A 16,049-nucleotide genomic window follows, 5' to 3' on the forward strand; every position below is an offset into this window, starting at 1 on the left:
TTGCTGCGCCAGGCTAGTCCTGGGCTTTGATACTCGGCAGCAGGATCTGCGCGAGGTAGTCGGTCTCGAGTTTGGTGGCGGCGTCTGCGTTGCCGTCTTTGCCAACCAGGTCGTTCTTGATCTGGCTATACGTATAGCGGTTGCCGGTCGTCAGCTCGACAAGCTCAATGGCCGTGTCCATGGGGTAGGTCGACACGGGATTCTGGGTGCGCCCGTTGATAGTCTGGGGCACCACGTACGGATAGACGGGGCCGCTGGCATAGACGGTATAACCGTTGCCTAGGCTGACCGTGCCCAAAACCGTATCGCCGTCATCGGGCGTAAAGGTCTCGCCATCGCGCACGGCGACGAGCGTCACGAGCGGCGTATTGGCGTCGTCGCCCAGATAGATGCATAGCGTGCTGCCATTCTGCCAAGTCTCGACCTTGCCGTACCACTCGACGGGAATATCGAGCTGGTAGAGGTCAGTTGCCTTGTGGCGAGCGTCAGCATCACGGGATGCCTGTGCCTTTTGCGCGCTCACGGCATTGACGGCGGCGTCGCGCCGCGCGATTGCTGCCTGCTGGAGCACTTTGGCAGCCGCGGCGGAGCTCGCACCGCCCTCTTCGGCATACTTGGCGGCGGCATCGATCTGGTCGTCAGTCACTGTGTCGGCCGAAGGCACCTTGAGCTTAAAGGTGGCCTGGGCACTTAAATCCTGTCCATCGCTCTTAACGGTGACCTGCGTCTTGGTGGTCGGGACGGTATAGATGGTGCCGTCGGCCGCGATGGGGGAGGCAGCGATGGAGAGCGTGTAATCGCCGGGCAGCAGTTTGATGCCGCGGCCGTGCTCGTCAACATAGAGCGTTTCGCTCACGGAGGAGCCGTCAGAATCCTGACCGCTCACCTGTACGGGAATCTTGGAGCCAGTGGAACAGTCGAGGCCCGCGGCATGCACGCCAATCTGCACTGACATCATCGTGTGGGCATTGGCGGCGACAGTGGCAGCCTGCTCTTGCTGATATCCGTTCCAGGCAGCATAGCCTGCACCGCCGGCGACGAGCGCGACGGCCACGACACCGGCGACCATCAGATTGCGGCGCTTGGGCGACATCTTGCGATGGCGAACCTCGGCCTCGCGTGCCGAGGGAACGGACGGCAGGGGAATATCGCCCATGGCGATGGTCTCGTCCACGGCAGGCGCAGAGCCCAGGCCGGGAAGCTCGCGGGTCAGCGAATCTTCGGCCGGCAAGCTGTCGAGCAAGATGGTTTCCTCGCTCGTGTCGGATTCGGGCTGGTCGTCGGCCTTGCATTCGGTGTCTTCGTGATCTGCCTCATCTTCGGCAGGCTCAACGTCGTCTGCATCCTGATCATCGGACTGCGCCTCGGCTTCCGACTCATCCTGCACATCAACGCCCGAATCGTCAAACGCAATCTCATCAAGTGAAATCCGGTCTAGGCTCTCCAGGGCCTCGGCACACGCTTCTGCATCTTGGGCCGCATCCTCTTGGCCCATCGTCTCATCTTTCATATATCCCCCAAGCTCAATATCGGGACAACACTGTACCCAAAAACGGGACCCCATAGAGCCGCCGCATGATTTGAAATCCGATTTTATATATGCGTATGTTTTTGAATAGATGAATAGAGACGCAACGACAAAAGCCCCCGAAAAGCGAGCGAAACGCTTTCCGGGGGCTCTGCGAGACATTGGATGAAAATCCTGACGGGCGGGCCTATGCCCAACTGCCAACAGCGACCAACACGTTACTCGGCGTGCGCGTAATCCACCTTGGCGCGGCGAGCGGTAGCCTTCTCCCAATCGCTGGTGCCCTCAAAGACATCCTGCTTGTAGGGATTGCGGCCGAGCTTCTTGGCACGGTAGGCGATGTAGATGATCGCGGCGACGTTGGCGACCAGTGCGGCGATCGAGACCGCGGTAGCGGCGCCGGGGTCGAGCGTGGAGTGGGTCACAAAGATGGACTCCTCCTGGAAGTACGGGAACACTTGGGCAAACATGCACCAAATGGCCAGCGTAAAGGCGCGGTTCTGGATCCAGCCGCCCTTGTTCCAGATAAAGGCGGCGACGGTGGGCGCCAGCAGCAGCGCAAAGCCGCAGAACCAGGAGTGGGTGGGCAGGCAGTTGTAGGTGTAGCAGAAGTTCCAGATATCGTAGGCGATGATGTAGACCCAGGTCATGTCGGGCCACAGCATGTCGGTCTGATCCTCGGAGGCGTAGACGCTCCACCAACCGGTCATGCAGAAGATGTTGATGATACCGGCGATGCCGTTGAACACGTTGTTCCAGCCGGCCAGCTGCGTAGCACCTTCGGAGGTGACCCAGGTGGACTCGCCCAGGACAAAGAAGTGATAGGCGCTCTCGAAGTCGGATACGACGGCGATCATGATGTTGATGGCGACGATCACAAACGGCCATGCGCGGAACCAATGCGCCTTGCCGATCTTTCCCCACTGGTACTTAATGGCAATGAAGCCCCAGCAACCGGCGAGCGCCGCGTATACCTTGGCGTAGTGGAACCAGCTGTTCTGGTACACATGGGTGGGGTTGGTGAGCGCCCACTCGGCGCCCTGCGAAACGCCCACGGCGATGGCGACGCAGTAGATGGTCATGGCCAGCGGAGCCACGCCAAAGATGATTGCCGCGCCCAGCTTGGTGCGGCGGCCGACTTCGTTGAGCACGATCAGGCCAATAAAGACCATGGCCCAGCCAGCCCAGTGGATAAGGGTATCGCTACCCCAAACGTCGAACAGCATGCTGCTCTCCTTTCACACGCCCGCGGCCCCTCTTCTGATCGCGGGCAGTTTGGCCAAATGTCGTCAGTTCTGGGGCTTGCGCTCCGGATACTTGGCGGTATAGCCCTCGATGTGGAGTGTCGAGGCGATGATTTCCTTGACCGTTTCGTCGGGCACATCGGGGTGCGTGCGGATATACATCAAAAGGCCCATGATGAGGGTGTAGAACGTCTCGTAGACATGGTCGATGCGTAGCTCATGATGGGCGACAAAATCCACTACGGTGGTGTCGCAGATATACTGCGCCACGCGCTGGACCACGTTGTGCAAAAAGCCGCCGTAGAGCGCGCCGCTGCTCGAGGTAAGCGTGCTCGGCAGCTCGTGGCCGCTGGCGACCAGGCGCTTAAAGAGCGGGGCGACGGTGTCGAGCGCGCCCTCGATATCACCGACGGTGCGGTCGGCGTTCCACCGCTCGAGTTCGGAGATAAAGCCGTCGATCGCCTCGTCCATAACAGCGGTGACGGCGGCGTCCATGTCGGCGAAGTAGTGGTAGAACAATGAACGCGTGCAGCCGGCTCGCTTGGTCACGGCCGATACCGATAGGTGGGACACGCCCAGCTCGGAGCTTACGGTGCGCACGGCATCGAGGATCTCGCGACGGCGTTCGTCGCCCGTCAGGCGCTTTGCCGCGCTATCGGATGCGGGGACGGCATCGACCACAGAGGTACCTGCTGTGTTGTTGCCCATGTTTTGCCGCCTTTCATCCTCTTTTGCCTGACCGTTCGCCTAACAGTCTTGAATATTGTTGACGGTTCGTCAATACTATTTTTGACACAATGTCAACAATGGCGGGTGAACGGCATGGGGCATGCCCGGCCTGCAAAAAAGAGGGGCGCTGCGTGCCTGCCAGGCTGCGGCAAGAGAAGGGACGACTATGATTCTCAACGGACCGGGGATTAGCTACACCGAGCCCGACATCGGTTCGGAGTTCGTGCCGCCGCTGCCGGAGCATCCGCGCGAGGCCATCGTCAAGCTGTGCGAGCACTGCACCAACCGTCTGCTGCATCGCGACGAGCTGTTGGGCTACGAGTACTGGTCGTTTGCCGAGGCCGCGACCGACGAGCAGGCCGAAGTGCTCTGCAAGATGAAGATGCGCCGTCCCTATACGCTGCCCGAGATGGCCAAGCTCACCGGCATGCCCGAGACCCAGATCGAGAAGATGCTCGACGACATGAGCTACACGGGTCTGCTCGAGTACAACTGGGAAAACCCCGAGCGCGCCAAGCAATGGGTGTTGCCCATGCTGGTGCCGGGTTCTGCCGAGTTCCTCAACATGCGCGTGAGCCAGCTCGAGGAGCACCCGGTCTATGCCAAGTTCTTTGAGCAGGCGTCCAAGGGACCGCTGTCCAAGGCCACGCCGATGGTGCCGCCCGGAGGCGCCGGCATCGGCATGCACGTCATTCCGGTCGAGAAGGCCATCGACGCCGCGAGCACCTCGGTGCCGATCGAGCATATCGAGCATTGGCTCGACAAATACGATGGCAAATATGCCGCCAGCACCTGCAGCTGCCGCGCGAGCCGTCGCGTGATGGGTGAGGGCTGCGCCGACGACCCGGCCGATTGGTGCATCGCCGTGGGCGATATGGCCGACTACGTGGTTGAGACCGATCGTGGCCATTACGTGACCCGCGACGAGGTTTACGACATCTTGCGCCAGGCCGAGGACAACGGCTTTGTGCACCAGATCACTAATATCGACGGCGAGAACAAGATCTTCGCCATCTGCAACTGTAACGTCAACGTGTGCTACGCCCTGCGCACCTCGCAGCTGTTCAACACGCCCAACCTGTCGCGCTCGGCCTATGTCGCCAAGGTCGAGAAGGACAAGTGCGTGGCCTGCGGTCGCTGCGTCGAGGTGTGTCCGGCCGGCGCCGCCAAGCTGGGCCAGAAGCTCTGCAGCAAAAAGGCCGGCGGACAGGTGCCCGAGTATCCGCGCCAGGAGCTGCCCGATGCCACCAAGTGGGACCACACCAAGTGGTCGCCCAACTACCGCAACGACAACCGCATCGAGACGCATGAGTCCGGCACCGCTCCCTGCAAGACGGCCTGCCCCGCGCACGTTGCCGTTCAGGGCTATTTGAAGCTCGCGGCTCAGGGTCGCTATGACGAGGCGCTGGCACTCATTAAGCGCGAGAACCCGCTGCCCGCTATCTGCGGCCGTGTGTGCAACCGCCGCTGCGAGGACGCCTGCACCCGCGGCCGTGTGGACGCCGCCGTGGCCATCGACGAGGTCAAGAAGTTCATCGCCCAGCGCGATCTGGATGCCGCGACCCGCTACGTCCCGCCCGTGGTGACGCCGACGCGCGCTGGCGGCTTTGATCAGAAGATCGCCATCATCGGTGCCGGTCCGGCCGGCCTGTCCTGCGCTTTCTATCTGGCCGAGAAGGGCTACAAGCCCATCGTCTTCGAGAAAAACGAGCGCCCGGGCGGCATGCTCACCTATGGCATTCCCAGCTTTAAGCTGCAGAAGGACGTCATTGAGGCCGAGGTCGAGATCATTCGCCTGATGGGTGCCGAGTTTCGCTATGGCGTGGAGGTCGGTCGTGACGTGACGCTCGACGAGCTGCGCGCGCAGGGCTTTAAGGCCTTCTACGTTGCCATTGGCTGCCAGGGCGGCCGCCTTGCCGGCATTCCGGGCGAGGATGCCGAGGACGTGACCGTGGCCGTCGACTTCCTTCGCGAGGTTAACAGCGGCAAGATCGATACCCTGTCCGGCAGCACCATTGTGGTGGGCGGCGGCAACGTGGCCATCGACGTTGCCCGCAACGCCTGCCGTCTGGGCTCTGAGCACGTTGAGATGTTCTGCCTGGAGAGCGAGGCCCAGATGCCCGCCAGCGAGGAAGAACGTCGCGAGGCCGTTGAGGACGGCGCGCACATCAGCTGCGGCTGGGGCCCCAAGGAGATTCACCTGGACGAGGCCGGTCGTGTGTGCGGTGTCACCTTCAAGCGCTGCACGCGTGTCTTTGACGACGAGGGCCGTTTTGCGCCCGAGTACGACGAGAACGACCTGCGCCGTGTCGATGCCGACCGTGTCGTCATGTCGATTGGCCAGTCCATTGTGTGGGGCGACCTGCTGGCTGGCTCCAAAGTGGAGCTCGGCCGCGGCCAGGGTGCCCTTGACGATCCCCAGACCTACCAGACCGCCGAGCCAGACATCTTTGTGGGCGGCGACGTCTACACCGGCCCCAGCTTTGCCATCGACGCTATCGCCGCCGGCCACGAGGCCGCCGTGTCCATCCATCGCTTTGTGCAGCCGGGATCCACGCTCACTATCGGCCGCAATCAGCGCCGCTACACCGCGCTCGACCGCGACGACGTTGTGCTCGAGAGCTACGACAACGCGAGCCGCGAGGTTGCGCATGTGGACCGCGAACGCGAGAAGGCTGCGCCGTTTAGCGAGTATGTTGAGACCTTTACCGAGGAGCAGGTGCGCGCCGAGACCGCCCGCTGCCTGGGCTGCGGCGCCTCGATCGTCGACCCCAACAAGTGCATCGGCTGCGGCCTGTGCACCACCAAGTGCGCGTTTGACGCTATCCATCTGGATCGCGACCGCCCCGAGTGCTCAACGATGGTCAAATACGAGCAAAAGCTCCCAAGCCTGGGCAAGTATGCTTTAAAGCGCGCCATCAAGATCAAATTTGGTCGCAAGTAAGTAGCCATAACGGGAACGGCGGAAGAAAAAGTGCATGAATTGGGGATCGTTTACCACATCATTCGCGATGTTGAGAACGTGGCGCGCGCCAATGGCGTGAGTCGCGTTTCGAGCGTGACGTTGCTGTTGGGCGAGGTCTCGGGCGTCGTTCCCGACTTGCTGCTCGACGCTTGGCGCTGGGCTGCAGATAAAAAGCCCATCACCGAGGGCGCGGAGCTTATCGTGGAGCCCGTCGAGGCCGTGACGCATTGCGAGGTATGCGGCCGCGACTACGCGACGGTCGAGCATGGCAAGACCTGCCCCCATTGCGGTAGCGGCGAGACATACCTGCTGCAGGGCCAAGAGGTCATGATCAAGCAGATCGAGACCCCCGACGAGGATCCGGCAGACGCTGCTCCTGACGGCCTCTCCGACGCCCCCGACGCCGTCGACGCCGCCAACCCCCTCCACATCGTCTAGGATCCCCTATAAGTTGCGGTGAAATAGTTCCTAAATCCAGCCTTCTGGCTCTTAAACAAGAACTATTCCACCGCAACTATTTTGAGTGGTTTCGTAGACCATAAGTCACGAAAATAGTCAAGCCATGTCTGTTTAAACAAAATAGCGGCAGTACAAGCGCATTCGCGCTTGCCTAAAATCGTTATTAATGAACAGCCTGCTTGTATCTGTAAAATACATAGCTTGATGAGTGACACTTTATCAGGTAATGAGTCGAAAAACAGTAATGTAATCAATTTGTAACAAACTTAGACGTTTAAACAAATAATCCAACCTTTTGCGGATTTAGCTATAATTCCACAATCCAAACAGGTATACTCCTTTCATGTCGTGTAGGAAATACGTAGACAAAAAGGAGGTTATGTGATGGTAAGTATTGTTCTTGCTAGCCACGGGGACTTGGCAGCTGGAATCAAGCAGACGGGCTCGATGGTCTTTGGCGATCAGCCGTCTGTTGCCGTGGTCTCGCTCGAGCCGAGCATGGGCCCCGACGACTTCCGTGCCAAGGTCGAGGAAGCAGTCGCTTCCTTCGAGGACCAGGAGCAGGTGCTCTTCCTCGTTGATCTGTGGGGCGGCACGCCGTTCAACCAGATCAGCGGGCTCATCGAGGGCCACGATTCCTGGGCTATCGTCACCGGTGTCAACCTGCCTATGCTCATCGAGGCATATTCGCAGCGCTTTGACGCAAAGAACACTGCACATGCGATCGCAAAACATCTCGTGACTGAGGCTAAGGCTGGCGTGCGCGTCAAGCCCGAGTCTCTGGAGCCCGAGGAGAAGAAGCCGGCTGCGGCCGCCGCTGCCCCTGCAGGCGCCATCCCTCCGGGAACGGTCATCGGCGACGGGCACATCAAGATCGCCCACGTCCGTATCGACACCCGTCTGCTGCATGGTCAGGTGGCCACCACGTGGACCAAGCAGATTAACCCCAACCGCATCATCGTGGTTTCCGACGGCGTTGCTCACGACGAGCTTCGTAAGACCATGATCGAGCAGGCTGCCCCTCCGGGAGTCCATGCCAACGTCGTGCCCATCAAGAAGATGGCCGAGGTCGTCAAGGACACGCGCTTTGGTGACACCAAGGCCATGCTGCTCTTTGAGAATCCGCAGGATCTGCTCAAGGCCATCGAGGCCGGCGTCGACATCAAGGAAGTCAACATCGGTTCTATGGCTCACTCCAAGGGCAAGGTCGTCGTCACCAACGCCGTCGCTATGGGCGATGACGATGTCAAGACTCTCGAGGCTCTCAAGGCCAAGGGCGTCAAGTTCGAGGTCCGCAAGGTTCCTTCGGATTCCTCCGAGGATCTCGACGCCATGTTGAAGAAAGCTAAGGCCGAACTGGCCGCTCAAGCATAGTAAAGGAGGGTCCGATACATGTCTGCAATCACTATTCTGCTTGTTGCGATTGTCGCGTTGCTTGCCGGTATGGAAGGCATTCTGGATGAGTTCCAGTTCCATCAGCCGCTCGTGGCATGCACGCTTATCGGTCTCGTAACCGGTCACCTTCAGGAGGGCATCCTCCTGGGCGGTTCGCTCCAGATGATGGCCCTTGGCTGGGCTAACGTCGGCGCCGCTGTCGCGCCTGACGCCGCTCTGGCCTCGGTCGCTTCTTCGATCATCATGGTGCTCGCCCTCAACGGTGGCGCCACCGATTCGGCCAAGGCCGTTACCACCGCTATCGCCGTCGCCGTCCCGCTGTCGGTCGCTGGTCTGTTCCTGACCATGATCTGCCGTACCATTGCTACCGCTATCGCTCACGCCATGGACGGTTGCGCCGAGAAGGGCGACTTCTCTGGCATCGAGCGCTGGCAGTATGCTGCCATCCTCATGCAGGGCCTTCGTATCGCTATCCCGGCAGTGCTTCTGTGCGTCATCCCGGCCGAGGCCGTTACCAACGCGCTTAACGCTATGCCCGACTGGCTGTCCGGCGGCATGGCTGTCGGCGGCGGCATGGTCGCTTCCGTCGGTTACGCCATGGTCATCAACATGATGGCCACCAAGGAGACCTGGCCGTTCTTCGTCCTCGGCTTTGTCCTTGCTGCCATCCCTCAGCTCACGCTGATCGCCCTTGGTCTCATCGGCATCTCCCTTGCCCTCATCTACCTTGGCCTTAAGGATCTGGCCAAGCAGGGTGGCGGCATGGGCGGTGGCTCCGGCGACCCGCTCGGCGACATTCTGAACGATTACGAGTAGGAGGGGAGTGATACATATGGCAGAGAACAAGATTCAGCTCACCAAGGCTGACCGCAAGAAGGTTTGCTTCCGTCATCAGTTCCTTCAGGGCTCGTGGAACTACGAGCGTATGCAGAACGGCGGCTGGTGCTTCGCAATGATCCCTGCGATCAAGAAGCTCTACACCAGCAAGGATGACCAGATTGCCGCTCTTAAGCGCCACCTGGAGTTCTATAACACCCACCCCTATGTTTCCGCCCCCGTCATTGGCGTTACCCTCGCCCTCGAGGAGGAGCGCGCCAACGGTGCTCCGATCGATGATGTCGCCATCCAGGGCGTCAAGGTCGGTATGATGGGCCCGCTCGCCGGCGTCGGTGACCCCGTCTTCTGGTTCACCCTTCGCCCGATTCTGGGCGCTCTGGGCGCTTCCCTGGCCATGTCCGGCAGCATCGTCGGTCCGCTGCTGTTCTTCTTCGCGTGGAACATCATCCGTTACGCTTTCCTGTGGTACACGCAGGAGTTTGGCTACAAGGTCGGCTCCTCCATCGCCAAGGACCTCTCCGGTGGTCTGATGGGCAAGGTCACCGAGGGCGCTTCCATCCTGGGTATGTTCATCATCGGCGCCCTGGTCGAGCGCTGGGTGTCCATTTCCTTCACCCCGATCGTCTCCACGGTCAAGCAGTCTGCTGGCGCCTTTATCGACTGGGCTAGCCTGCCCTCCGGTTCCGAGGGTATCAAGGAAGCGCTGACGATGTACAACTCCGTCGGTGCTACCGCCCTTGATCAGATGAAGGTCACCACGCTTCAGGCCAACCTCGATCAGCTCATCCCCGGCCTTGCCGCCGTGTGCCTGACCCTGCTGGTCTGCAAGCTCCTCAAGAAGAAGGTCAGCCCGATCGTCATCATCCTGGCTCTCTTCGCCGTCGGCATCATCGGTCGCTTCTGCGGCTTCATGTAAGCACGCTTCGGCTTAAGACCGAGAGTTGCTAGGTAAGGGCTTTTGAGCCATTGAAACGGACCGCACCCTGTGGATACACTGGATGCGGTCCGATTGTTTTTATTGGAGGGCGAGGCGCGTATGGCGCAATCTCAGAACAGCACGGTCGATCTGGCAACGCCGGCAACCTGCCTGATGGGGCTTACCAGCCACGGTAACGTGATGGTGGGCAATAAGGCGTTTGAGTACTATAACGAGCGCAATCCCGAGGATTATATTCAAATCCCGTGGGACGAGGTCGACTATATTGCCGCCGAGGTCTTGCGCGGCACCAAGAAGATTACGCGTTTTGCCATCTTCACCAAGGACAACGGTCACTTTACGTTTTCGACGCGCGACGACAAAGAGACGCTTCGCGCGGTCCGCAAGTACGTCGACGAGGATAAGCTCGTGCGTTCGCCCGACTTTATCGATGTGACGGCCAAGGGCGCCAAGAGCATCCCCTCCGTTATCAAAAACCTCTTCCACAAAGGCAACTAGTCGCCTGCGACGTTCTTAAACGACTAGTCATTAAAGAGCGTCGTAGATGACTATCTCGAAGAGCGGCTATGCGCTGCATGGTAGTGGCGCAAATCTGCTACACTAGTACAGCATGCCTCCGTAGCTCAGGGGATAGAGCACCGCTCTCCTAAAGCGGGTGTCGACGGTTCGAATCCGCCCGGGGGCACCAGAGGAATATCGAGCCCGGTACCGCTACGGTGCCGGGCTCTTCTGGTCTAAGGGCGGGATTCGAGCCGTCGACACCCGCGTCACCAATTTCCCCACGGGGGGAGTTTTCGAATCCGCCCGGGGGCACCAGAGGAATATCGAGCCCGGTACCGCTACGGTGCCGGGCTCTTTTGGTTTAAGGCATGCCGTAGTATTCGCTGCTTCAGATAAAGAAAGCGCCCGCTTGCTGGGGGAGCAAGCGGGCGCCTGTGAGCGAATATGTTTGCGGCGAGAGCCGTGATGAGCGGTGGGGTGGCGACTAGTTGGTCGTACCGGAATCGTCACCCGTGCCCGAGCCAGAGCCCGAACCCGAGCCAGAAAGTGCGACCGTCAGCGTGATCGTGCTGTCGGTGGACTGCTTGCCGGTGGGGGAGACGCCCGTAACGGTGGCATCCTCGTTACCGCTTACGGGATTGCCGTTCTGGTCACAGAAGCCGATGTTATAGAAACCGGCGTTGTTGAGCGCGGTAACGGCGGCGGAGATGCTCTTGCCGTACAGGTTGCCCGGGACGGTGGCCTTGCCGGACTTCTTGGCAATGACGACGGTAATCGTGGCGCCGGGCTTCTGCTTGCCGCTGGGGTTCCAGCTGATCACGGTGCCCTCGGTAACCGAGTCGTTCTCCTGGTAGCTCACGTCGACGCCAAAGCCTGCCATATCGAGGGCGTTGCGCGCCTGGGCCTCGGTCATGTCGGTCAGGTCGGGGACGGACGTGGTATCCGGGCCGCTCGAGACCTTGTACGAGATGGTCGTGCCCTTCGCGACTTCCTTACCGGCTTCGGTGCCCTGCTCAAAGACCTGGCCCTCATCAGCCTCGTTGGCCTCCTCGGAGGCGTTGCCCTTCAGGCCAACGCTTGCCAGTGCGGCTTCTGCTTGGTCCTTGGTCAGGCCGACAAGTTTGGGAACCTCAACCTTTTCGGAGGGCTTGGGGCCCTTGGAGATTACCAGGTTCACCTTGGTGCCCTTGGCCTTCTTGGTGTTGCCGTTGGGCGTCTGCTCGGCGACCTTGCCCTCGTCGACATCGTCGTTGTAGCTTTGGTCGATGGTGCCGACCTCGAGGCCGGCTTCCTTGATCAGCTCGACGGCAGTCTGCTGGTCCTTGCCCAGCACATCGGGCACGGTGACCTGCTCGCCGCCAACGAGTCCTGTGGCAAAGGCCACCACGATGCCGATGACGGCAACGGCTGCCACCACGGCGGCGATGATCTTGTTCTTGTTGGATTTGGGCTTTTCGACCTCGTAGGAGCCGGTGGAGCCCGAAACCGAGCTGCGGGCGGTATTTTGGCCGCTCACGCCCGAGACGGGACGCACCATGGCGCGCGTCTGATCGGAAAGCTCGCGAGTCTTGGTGGCGCCCAGCTCACCGGGGGCACCGATGATGCGCGTGGGCTCCGAGACGTTGACGGCACGGCCCGACAGGTAGCTGTTGAGCACCTGACGCAGCTCGTCGGCGGTCTGGAAGCGGTTTGCGGGGTCCTTCTCCATGCACTTGAGGATGATGCGCTCAAGGTCGGCGTCGACACCGGAGTTGATCTGGCTCGGCGGAATAGGCAGCTCGTTGACCTGCTTGAGTGCGACCGAGATAGCGTCGTCACCGTCAAAGGGAACGCGGCCAGTGGCGCACTCGTACATCACGACGCCCAGCGAGTAGATATCCGAGGTGGGGCCGAGGTCCTGACCGCGGGTCTGCTCGGGGCTGACGTAGTGGGCGGTTCCCAGCACGTTGTTGTCTTGCGTGAGGTGGCTGTTCTTGGCGCGCGCGATGCCAAAGTCCATCACCTTGATGTTGCCGTCGGGCAGCACCATGATGTTCTGCGGCTTAATGTCGCGGTGGATGATCTCGTGTTTGTGGGCGACCGAAAGCGCGGAGCTGATCTGCGAGCCGATCTGGGCGACCTTCTTGGGGTCGAGGGCGCCGTGGCTCTTGATGCCGCTCTTAAGGTCGGTTCCGCGCAGGTACTCCATGACGATGTAATAGGTGTCGCCGTCCTTGCCCCAATCGTAGACGCCCACGATATAGGGGGAGGAGAGACCGGCTGCTGCCTGGGCCTCCTGCTTAAAGCGTGCGGCGAAGGTTGCATCGCCAGCATACTGCGGCAGCATAATCTTGACGGCTACCGTGCGGTCGAGGACCTGGTCCTGTGCACGGTAGACGGTCGCCATGCCGCCTGTTCCCACCTTATCCTTGAGGAGGTATCTTCCCCCGAGGACCCTCTGTTCCATTCCTGCTCCTAACATAACTATTCGCTCAACAATGTGTGTAGTACCTATGATGTGGCCGCTGGGGCCGTGTGGCGCGTTGCCGCTAACTCTTCGGCCGCGGCGCGCCTCGGGTGTCCGATTCGATCATGGGCATCACGCTCCCTGTGCGGCAAGCGCCGCGGTCAGGACGATACCGGCGATCTTGGCGGCCTTGACGTCATGCTTGTCAAAATCCTCCAAGGCCACCGAGATGGCGACCGTGGGTGAATCGTAAGGTGCAAAGCCAACGAACATCGAGTTGACGTTGGTGCCGCCGGTCTCGGCCGAGCCGGTCTTGCCGGCGACCTTGACGCCGGGGATCTGGGCATCGGTGCCGGTGCCGGACTGGACGACGGCAAGCATGGCCTGCTTGACCTGGTCGGCCGTGGCGGAGCTGACGGCCTGACCCAGCGAGCGGTACTGCGTGGTCTTGACCACGGTTCCGTCCGGGGCGAGTACCTGGGCTACAAAGTACGGGTCCATGACCACGCCGCTGTTAGCGATGGCGGCGGCAATCACGGCGTTTTGCATGACGGTGGTCTGCGGGCCGGGCGTGTGGTCCATGCCGACAGGCTGGCCGGCGCCGGCCCAGGCGGTCTCCCACTCGGTCATGAGCGACGGGTCGGCCATGATGGAGGCCGCGGAGGTCAGGTCCTGGCCGAGCTTTTGGCCGTAGCCAAAGGCGTTGGCAAACTGCACGAGCGTGTTTGCGCCAACTTCGTTTGCCACCTGGCCAAAGACGACGTTGGAGGACACGGCAAAGGCCTGCTGCAGGCTGATGGTGCCGTAGCTCTCGTTGGCATAGTTGGTGACCGGTGCGTTGCCGATGTCCATGGAGCCGGGCGCCTGGTAGGTGCTGGTAAGGCTGGCGGTACCGGTCTCGAGTGCCGCGGAAAGCGTAACGACCTTAAACGTTGAGCCCGGCGTGTACAGCGCGTCCATGGCGCGATTGTACATGGAGCCGTCCTCGCCGCCGCCCGTCTGCAGCAGGGCATCGATGTTGGTGTTGTCGTAGGTGGGCGAGCTGGCACATGCGAGCACCGCGCCGGTACGCGGGTCGATGACCACTACAGCGCCCTTAAAGCCCTTGAGCGCCTGCTCAGCAGCCGTCTGGATGCGCGAGTCGATGGTGAGCTTGGCGGTGTTGCCCGGCTGGGTCTGGCCCGCGAGCGACGCGATGGCGTTGTTCCAGCTGGAGTAATCCTTAGAGCCGGTGAGCGTGTCGTTCATGACGCTCTCGATGGCGGTGGTGCCATACTGCTGGCTCACGTAGCCAACCACGTGCGCTGCTAGGTTACCGTTGGGGTAGGAGCGTACGTAGGTGCCGTCCTCCTGCTGCAGCGACTCGGCCAGCGTCACGCCGTCGGACGTGATGATGGAACCGCGCTGGATGTACTTGGAGCGGGCGATGGTGTGGTTGTTGGTCGGCATGTCCTGATAGTCCTTGGCCTTGATGACTTGGACATAGGTGAGGTTGCCGATAAGGATGGCGAACAGCGCCGTAAAGGCGAGCACTGCACGGGTTAGACGGTTGGCGAGCGCCACGCGGCCGAGCACACCGGATTCAGGCGTGTCGAGCAGGCGACGGCGCATGCGCGAGCCGACGGAATGGCTGCCGTTGCCGTAGGAAGACGAGGTGGCAAAGCGCGTGCCCGTCGGGGCGGCGGCAGATGCGACCTGATCATCGGTGATGGCGGCCATGGTGCCGGTGCCGGTAAGCTCGGCCTCGCGTCCGGTAGCCTCGTCACCGGCGCGCAGCAGGAGCGCGACGATGATAAAGCTCGCCAGCAGCGAGGAGCCGCCCTGGCTCATAAAGGGCAGAGTGACGCCGGTCAGCGGGATCAGGCGGGTGACGCCGCCCACGATCAAAAAGGCCTGGAAGCTGATGGCTGCCGTAAGACCGGTGGCGCTAAAGGCGGCGAGGTCGGATTTAGCGCGGGCAGCTGTGGTGAGGCCACGCACGGCAAAGAGCATAAACAGGATGAGCACGGCGCCGCCGCCCAAAAGACCCATCTCCTCGCCGATGGCCGAGAAGATAAAGTCGGACTCGACGACGGGGATGTTGTTGGCCATGCCGTTGCCGATGCCAACACCGACCAGACCGCCATCGGCAAGCGAGAAGAGCGACTGGACGATCTGGTAGCCCTGGCCCTGGGCGTCCTTAAACGGATCGACCCAAACCTGGAAACGCACCTGAACGTGCGATAGGAACTTGTAGGCGCCCACGGCTCCGACAGCTAAGAGCGCAAGGCCGATAACGACATACGAAAAGCGCCCCGTGGCAACGTAGAGCATCAGCAAGAAGATGGTGTAGAACAGCACGGCCGAACCCAGGTCGCGTTCGAAGACGACGACGAGCAGGCACACGCCCCACACGGCAAACAGCGGCAGCAGCAGTCGCAGGCGAGGGATTTTAAAGCCCAGGATTTTGCGGTTGGAGATGGAGAGCAGCTCGCGGTTCTCGGCCAGGTAGCCGGCCAGGAACAGGACGATAAAGACCTTGGCGAACTCGCCGGGCTGGATGGTAAAGCCCGCGATGCGAATCCACAGCTTGGAGCCCGAGATCGTGGTGCCGATAAAGATAGGCAGCATCAGCAGAATGATGCCGATGATGCCAAAGGTGTACTTGTAGCGCATGACCACGTCGAGGTTCTTAACCAACGCGAGCGTTCCCACCATCAAGGCCACCGAGACAAACAGGATGATGAGCTGTGAGATGGCGAGAGCGGGGGCGAGACGCGTCACGAACGTGATGCCGATGCCCGAAAGTATAAATACGATGGGTAGGATGGCGGGGTCGGCGCCGGGCGCCAAGATGCGCACGGCGATATGTGCCGCGGCGAAGGCGGCAAAGAGGCCGATCGGTACGGCGAGCGTCTCAAAGGAGATGGCAGCGCCCGCGGTGAGGACGTACATCGCATACAGCAGGATGACGGGGAACGCCGAGGCGATGAGCAAGAGCAGCTCGGTGTTGCGGCGACTCATAAGCG

11 protein-coding genes and 1 tRNA gene are annotated in these 16,049 nt (G+C 61.1%); 7 read left to right on the forward strand and 5 right to left on the reverse strand.

The window, feature by feature from the left end; genetic code table 11:
• Positions 1–13: 13 nt before the first annotated feature.
• From AAAX77_RS06225 to AAAX77_RS06235, 3 genes are all read right to left on the reverse strand, one after another.
• Entirely contained in the window at positions 14–1,510 is a 1,497-nt protein-coding gene (locus tag AAAX77_RS06225) for a hypothetical protein (protein ID WP_349105325.1), read from the reverse strand.
• A gap of 236 nt (positions 1,511–1,746) precedes the next feature.
• Entirely contained in the window at positions 1,747–2,754 is a 1,008-nt protein-coding gene (locus AAAX77_RS06230) for a DUF5692 family protein (RefSeq protein ID WP_118205874.1), read from the reverse strand.
• A gap of 63 nt (positions 2,755–2,817) precedes the next feature.
• Positions 2,818–3,480, reverse strand: a complete 663-nt coding sequence (locus AAAX77_RS06235) for a TetR/AcrR family transcriptional regulator (RefSeq protein WP_138340865.1) — start codon at positions 3,478–3,480, stop codon at positions 2,818–2,820.
• A 187-nt stretch (positions 3,481–3,667) separates the two neighbouring features.
• Between AAAX77_RS06235 and AAAX77_RS06240 the strand changes: the two genes are divergently transcribed.
• The 7 genes from AAAX77_RS06240 to AAAX77_RS06270 all read left to right on the forward strand — a co-directional run bounded on the left by AAAX77_RS06240 (position 3,668) and on the right by AAAX77_RS06270 (position 10,782).
• Positions 3,668–6,445 carry an FAD-dependent oxidoreductase gene (locus AAAX77_RS06240; RefSeq protein WP_349105327.1) on the forward strand — a complete coding sequence of 926 codons (2,778 nt, stop codon included), beginning with the start codon at positions 3,668–3,670 and terminating at the stop codon, positions 6,443–6,445.
• Positions 6,446–6,475: 30 nt separating this feature from the next.
• Positions 6,476–6,904, forward strand: a complete 429-nt coding sequence (locus tag AAAX77_RS06245; protein ID WP_349091071.1) for a hydrogenase maturation nickel metallochaperone HypA — start codon at positions 6,476–6,478, stop codon at positions 6,902–6,904.
• Positions 6,905–7,309: 405 nt separating this feature from the next.
• On the forward strand, positions 7,310–8,299 hold the full coding sequence (locus tag AAAX77_RS06250) for a PTS sugar transporter subunit IIB (RefSeq protein ID WP_148332486.1): 990 nt from the start codon (positions 7,310–7,312) through the stop codon (positions 8,297–8,299).
• Between the two features lie 18 nt (positions 8,300–8,317).
• Entirely contained in the window at positions 8,318–9,136 is an 819-nt protein-coding gene (locus AAAX77_RS06255; protein WP_006235195.1) for a PTS mannose/fructose/sorbose transporter subunit IIC, read from the forward strand.
• 16 nt (positions 9,137–9,152) lie between these two features.
• A complete protein-coding gene (locus AAAX77_RS06260; protein WP_055310058.1) occupies positions 9,153–10,073 on the forward strand; it encodes a PTS system mannose/fructose/sorbose family transporter subunit IID in 921 nt (306 codons plus the stop codon).
• A gap of 120 nt (positions 10,074–10,193) precedes the next feature.
• The gene (locus AAAX77_RS06265; protein ID WP_006235193.1) at positions 10,194–10,592 is read left to right on the forward strand and encodes a DUF956 family protein; all 399 of its coding nucleotides are present in this window, start codon (positions 10,194–10,196) and stop codon (positions 10,590–10,592) included.
• A gap of 114 nt (positions 10,593–10,706) precedes the next feature.
• Positions 10,707–10,782, forward strand: a tRNA-Arg gene (locus tag AAAX77_RS06270).
• Positions 10,783–11,079: 297 nt separating this feature from the next.
• On the opposite strand, the gene pknB is transcribed toward AAAX77_RS06270, so the two are convergent.
• A complete protein-coding gene (pknB, locus tag AAAX77_RS06275) occupies positions 11,080–13,041 on the reverse strand; it encodes a Stk1 family PASTA domain-containing Ser/Thr kinase (protein WP_349105329.1) in 1,962 nt (653 codons plus the stop codon).
• A gap of 132 nt (positions 13,042–13,173) precedes the next feature.
• Complete coding sequence (locus AAAX77_RS06280; protein WP_349105331.1) at positions 13,174–16,044, reverse strand: FtsW/RodA/SpoVE family cell cycle protein; 2,871 nt, start codon at positions 16,042–16,044, stop codon at positions 13,174–13,176.
• Positions 16,045–16,049 lie beyond the last annotated feature (5 nt).

The organism is Collinsella sp. CLA-ER-H6 (assembly GCF_040092305.1).
Classification (GTDB): Bacteria; Actinomycetota; Coriobacteriia; order Coriobacteriales; family Coriobacteriaceae; genus Collinsella.

Excerpts from the sequence above, each read along its gene's own strand:
- AAAX77_RS06225 (WP_349105325.1), bottom strand. The coding sequence starts at position 1,510 with ATGAAAGATGAGACGATGGGCCAAGAGGATGCGGCCCAAGATGCAGAA.
- AAAX77_RS06230 (WP_118205874.1), bottom strand. The coding sequence starts at position 2,754 with ATGCTGTTCGACGTTTGGGGTAGCGATACCCTTATCCACTGGGCTGGC.
- AAAX77_RS06235 (WP_138340865.1), bottom strand. The coding sequence starts at position 3,480 with ATGGGCAACAACACAGCAGGTACCTCTGTGGTCGATGCCGTCCCCGCA.
- AAAX77_RS06240 (WP_349105327.1), top strand. The coding sequence starts at position 3,668 with ATGATTCTCAACGGACCGGGGATTAGCTACACCGAGCCCGACATCGGT.
- AAAX77_RS06250 (WP_148332486.1), top strand. The coding sequence starts at position 7,310 with ATGGTAAGTATTGTTCTTGCTAGCCACGGGGACTTGGCAGCTGGAATC.
- AAAX77_RS06255 (WP_006235195.1), top strand. The coding sequence starts at position 8,318 with ATGTCTGCAATCACTATTCTGCTTGTTGCGATTGTCGCGTTGCTTGCC.
- AAAX77_RS06260 (WP_055310058.1), top strand. The coding sequence starts at position 9,153 with ATGGCAGAGAACAAGATTCAGCTCACCAAGGCTGACCGCAAGAAGGTT.
- AAAX77_RS06265 (WP_006235193.1), top strand. The coding sequence starts at position 10,194 with ATGGCGCAATCTCAGAACAGCACGGTCGATCTGGCAACGCCGGCAACC.
- pknB (WP_349105329.1), bottom strand. The coding sequence starts at position 13,041 with ATGGAACAGAGGGTCCTCGGGGGAAGATACCTCCTCAAGGATAAGGTG.
- AAAX77_RS06280 (WP_349105331.1), bottom strand. The coding sequence starts at position 16,044 with ATGAGTCGCCGCAACACCGAGCTGCTCTTGCTCATCGCCTCGGCGTTC.